The sequence below is a fragment of the Sphingobacterium shayense genome (genome assembly GCF_013179575.1).
Classification (GTDB): domain Bacteria; phylum Bacteroidota; class Bacteroidia; order Sphingobacteriales; family Sphingobacteriaceae; genus Sphingobacterium; species Sphingobacterium shayense.
In genome coordinates this window covers 1-3987 of sequence record NZ_JABMCQ010000249.1, presented here as the reverse complement: position 1 = coordinate 3987, position 3987 = coordinate 1, and the positions used below count along the sequence as shown (strand labels likewise).

Sequence of the window (3987 nt, the reverse complement as noted above, 5' to 3'; positions counted from 1 at the left end):
GTTACCTTCCACAGTTTAACCGCCTCGGTCCCAGTTGCCACATTGGTACCATACTCAGTTTCCACGGTGCGGCCGGTCGCTGCCGCCAAGTCACGGTTGGCGATGGGCTGCCAGGCAGCGCCCGGCGATCCCTGTTGCGATACACGGTTCAGCGGACTGGTCTCAAATACGGTCACCGCATATGGGTTTGGTGTTTTCTTCACGTGTGTATCCCAACCGCCGCCGACCTTATAAAAATTCGATTGATCAATTTTAGCAGCGGACTTAAAGCTCCCGTTAGAAGAACTTTGTTCAGCATAGGGGAGATATTTAATCGTCTCCCGTCCGAAACCATCATACTCTATATGCTGTACGATATCTTTATAGCTCGGACTGGCCATCACCTCAACCTGTTGTATAGGGCGCCCCAGTCCGTCGAGGTACTGTACGGTCTGATTTTCCTGATCTATTGTCCTGACACTGCTCAGGTTAGCCTGTTTGATCGGCGTTCGGAACGTACGAGTGAGGATATAATTCTGCGTTCCAGTTGGTAAGCTGGTCAGATTCGGAAAACCACCAACTGAAATCAGCACTGTTTTTCCAATGGGAATATGGAATCCGTCCTTTAAGACAATGTTATCGAGCGCATAAAATGATGGTTCACCGTTATAACGATTTAGTTCCAGCGATGATGGCTGTGAAAACACGTTCTGCGCCAATAAAAAGCCTAAAATAATCGTGAATATTTGTTTTATAACGCACATAACTATTTTTTATAATTGTAACGGTAATCCTGTAAGACATTTGCTTCGAAGTCCAACACATGCTTCAGCCGCTGAAACCCATCGTACAGATAATACTCTGTAGTTCCTCTAGGATCGGTTATGCTGGTCATCCCTACCAATGGCTTATATGTGTATGTTGATATTTGAGCCTTCCGCATGTTTGCATGATTACGAAGTGAGTTTACTATTTCTCTTACGGTTTCATCAGATACGTTGGCGGCGTTCAAGCTATTTATTTTTGTTTGCCCTAGAATACCTAAAACTTCCTGATAAGTTGCATTCTCAATTTTAGCTACAGGATATTGTCCATCGTACCCCCATAAATAACAAGTGATCGCGTTGTCTTGCCGTCTAACCTGTTGTGGATTTCCGTATATATCATAATATGACATCAATATTTTTTTGTTTACATTATCATTAATAAACGAGGTGGTGGAACTTGTTAGAAATTGGGCCTTACCATCTAAAATTCGCTGAGAAAAGATATTTTTTAGCGTTGACGTACTATTTCCTATTTGACGACTCTCTTCAACAATGGTTGACAAGATATTTGACTGCTGCATTGCGGCATAAATCGGATCGGAATAATCAGAAGGGTACTTCGTCTCCTGAGTATAAATTTCACCCCGAGAACCACTGTACTCAATGCCTTCTAATAGATATTTGTCATTATAACGATAATTGTTTACTTCTACTACACGGACTCCATTCTCGATTGTGGTCACAGTGTCCGCAACTAACTTAAAAGAATCGGAATAGTTTTGATAAATATTTACGCTTGAATTCGCAAATCTCGTACTTGGTAATAAGTTATATGGCCCTTTTTCTGTAGACTCACTGGCTTTAATACCATATATATAAGTTTCTGATCCGGCAACCTTTCGATATGTATTTACACGAGACTCTTTTAAGACGAATTCACCATTTTTTGTTTCGTATATTTCTAGAGTCTTTATTAGTCCTCGCTTATATCCCTGAGTTGAATTTGGTCCGATTGGGATTGTTCCACTTACAATGTCTGAAAATCTATCGTGATTAGAATAATTCGTGACGGTCTTTCGCGAGTTTGTTCCGTCTGATTCTGTTGTAGTAACAAATGAATATCCCACGTATCCACCATTGGAATTGATAAGCGGATAATTAGAGACGCTATTAAAAAGATCATACGTACAGTTCACGATCGACCCGTGGCTCGCTCGTATTACCCTCTGATCTGAAATTTCATAACTCGTTGCGTCTCCAGAAAAATCGGTACCCAATATCCCTGACGATTGATTTGAGTCTGGGAGCGTATAAGTGTATTCCCCGACCATCGTCTGTCCTCTTCCATCGCTATTTGTGATTTTCCGAACCCTTATTCCGGGCGCATCCGTGTAGTCTCGTTTAAATGTTTTCCTTGTTACAATATCTAGATTAACCGAAACAAAGTTGGCGTTTCCTGGATCGGCAGGGGAATAAATGGTGAGCTTTACTGTGTATACTCCTGCTGGGATAAACATAAAGGGACCGCTACGAATTATTTTTATAGGTGTGTCTCCTGCTCGAACCATCGAGATTTCGTATGAGTCATCCTCTTGAGCAGAAAATCCCTCAATAGTTACAATCGGCTTTATGTAAATACTACCCCCGGTGACGTCGGTAGTCAAATCAACGGTTTCCGAGATTTCATAAATTTCTTTTTCATCCCCTTTTGTTGCATTGTCTCTATAAATGCGAGCCACTGTCACTTCTCTGCTTTCAAGTGTGCCTGGTAGTTGGTTGCCTTCGTATTCATAAAGTACTTCGCTACCTGCAGGGTACTTAATCCTGTTGAGTATGCATGCAGAACTAAAGTTATTATCGATATTTTTATTTCCTCCTAATATAGTCCCATCACGGCGGTATGACACGAAATCGGTATTATTTTTACCGTTAAAGTAACCCCAATGATCTTGTGCGTTTGACAGTCTATACGGTAGTTGGGGTCCAGAATAATGAAATTGATACGCCGGCATACGCTCGGTCTCATTTCGTTCTACAAGCGAATCTAATTTTAATCTATATTTATCTTCATCTTTAAATGCATAGTATCTTCCTCCTGTAGTGCCAACATTCGAATTTTGAAAATAAGAATAATAGAAATCGAATGATTTTATTATATCGTTACCTGACGTAACAGTAATCCTGTCCATTGCAAAAGCACCAGGTAAATCTAGTCGAGTTTGATCTTGGTAATTAAATCGAATTGATGTATTCCCATAGGTTATTACGTTAACAACAGGTTCTGTGTATTGGGTAAAATTGGTTACTCCAAAAAATTCAATACTATTGCCACAAGACGATCCTGGATCGAATACCTTGACCCCCTCAATCGCTTTATTGTCGACACTGTATTGGACAGAGTTATATTCAAAAGCTATGGTTCTATTTAGATTGTCTTGAATTTTTGTTAAGTACCAGGTATTTACACTGTTCTCTTGCCCTAGCTCATTCACATTTCCATATCCGTAGGAAATTGTAGTAAGGTTTTCAGAGTGTGTAGATTCGCGAAACGTATATTTAGTACCTGTATCGTCAGTTATCTGCCATTCAAAATCCGAAATTTTGTTTATTGCTAACCGTTTGTCTTTGGGAATAGTAACGAACTGACCGTTCTTGTCTTCAATAAATTGACAACTTAATCCGGGATACGAAAGAATATATAAATCTCGTTCAGCGTCTGTGACCCCGTCCATTACGTCTATTACATATTCGACAGTCTCACTACTGGTGAGTTGGTTATTACGTAAGGACTCAATCTTCGAGTAGTTATATCCACCATCTTTTAAACCTCTGACCACTCTCGAAATATTAGGCATATTCGTTAAAGACCATCCAAGGCCGACGTTTGAAGAGAGCTCATCCACTTTAATTCCCCCAGCATGATACTGTAGATTAAGTGGCATCACTATATTTCCGTATCGAATTTCCCAAATTGGTATGGCTATTTCAGGGATTCCCGTATAACTGCCAACTGGGGTCTGAACAAACTTTCCCAAATTTGCCGCAGTCGGAGACAGGGGGACCGTTACAGGGTCCTTTATCGCATTATAATATTGCTGAGAACGACAATCTTCAGTCATGTATAAAAAACACAACGATATCAAAATCCAATGTTTTAACATAAAAAAAATTAAAATATATACTCGGCGCACCGAAAAAAGCTTTTTATTAAAAGATAAACTATGCTGTTAGGGAATAAAAG

2 protein-coding genes are annotated in these 3987 nt (G+C 40.1%); both read right to left on the bottom strand.

From position 1 onward, the window contains the following. Positions 1-743: DUF6443 domain-containing protein (locus tag HP439_RS18175; protein ID WP_246229412.1), on the bottom strand; the 743-nt coding region annotated here is incomplete at its 3' end. Positions 744-745: 2 nt separating this feature from the next. Next, the gene (locus HP439_RS18170) at positions 746-3865 is read right to left on the bottom strand and encodes an RHS repeat domain-containing protein (protein ID WP_172391749.1); all 3120 of its coding nucleotides are present in this window, start codon (positions 3863-3865) and stop codon (positions 746-748) included. Positions 3866-3987 lie beyond the last annotated feature (122 nt).

Bases quoted from the DNA above. Each gene is read 5' to 3' on its own strand.
- HP439_RS18170 (WP_172391749.1), bottom strand. From the start codon at position 3,865: ATGACTGAAGATTGTCGTTCTCAGCAATATTATAATGCGATAAAGGAC.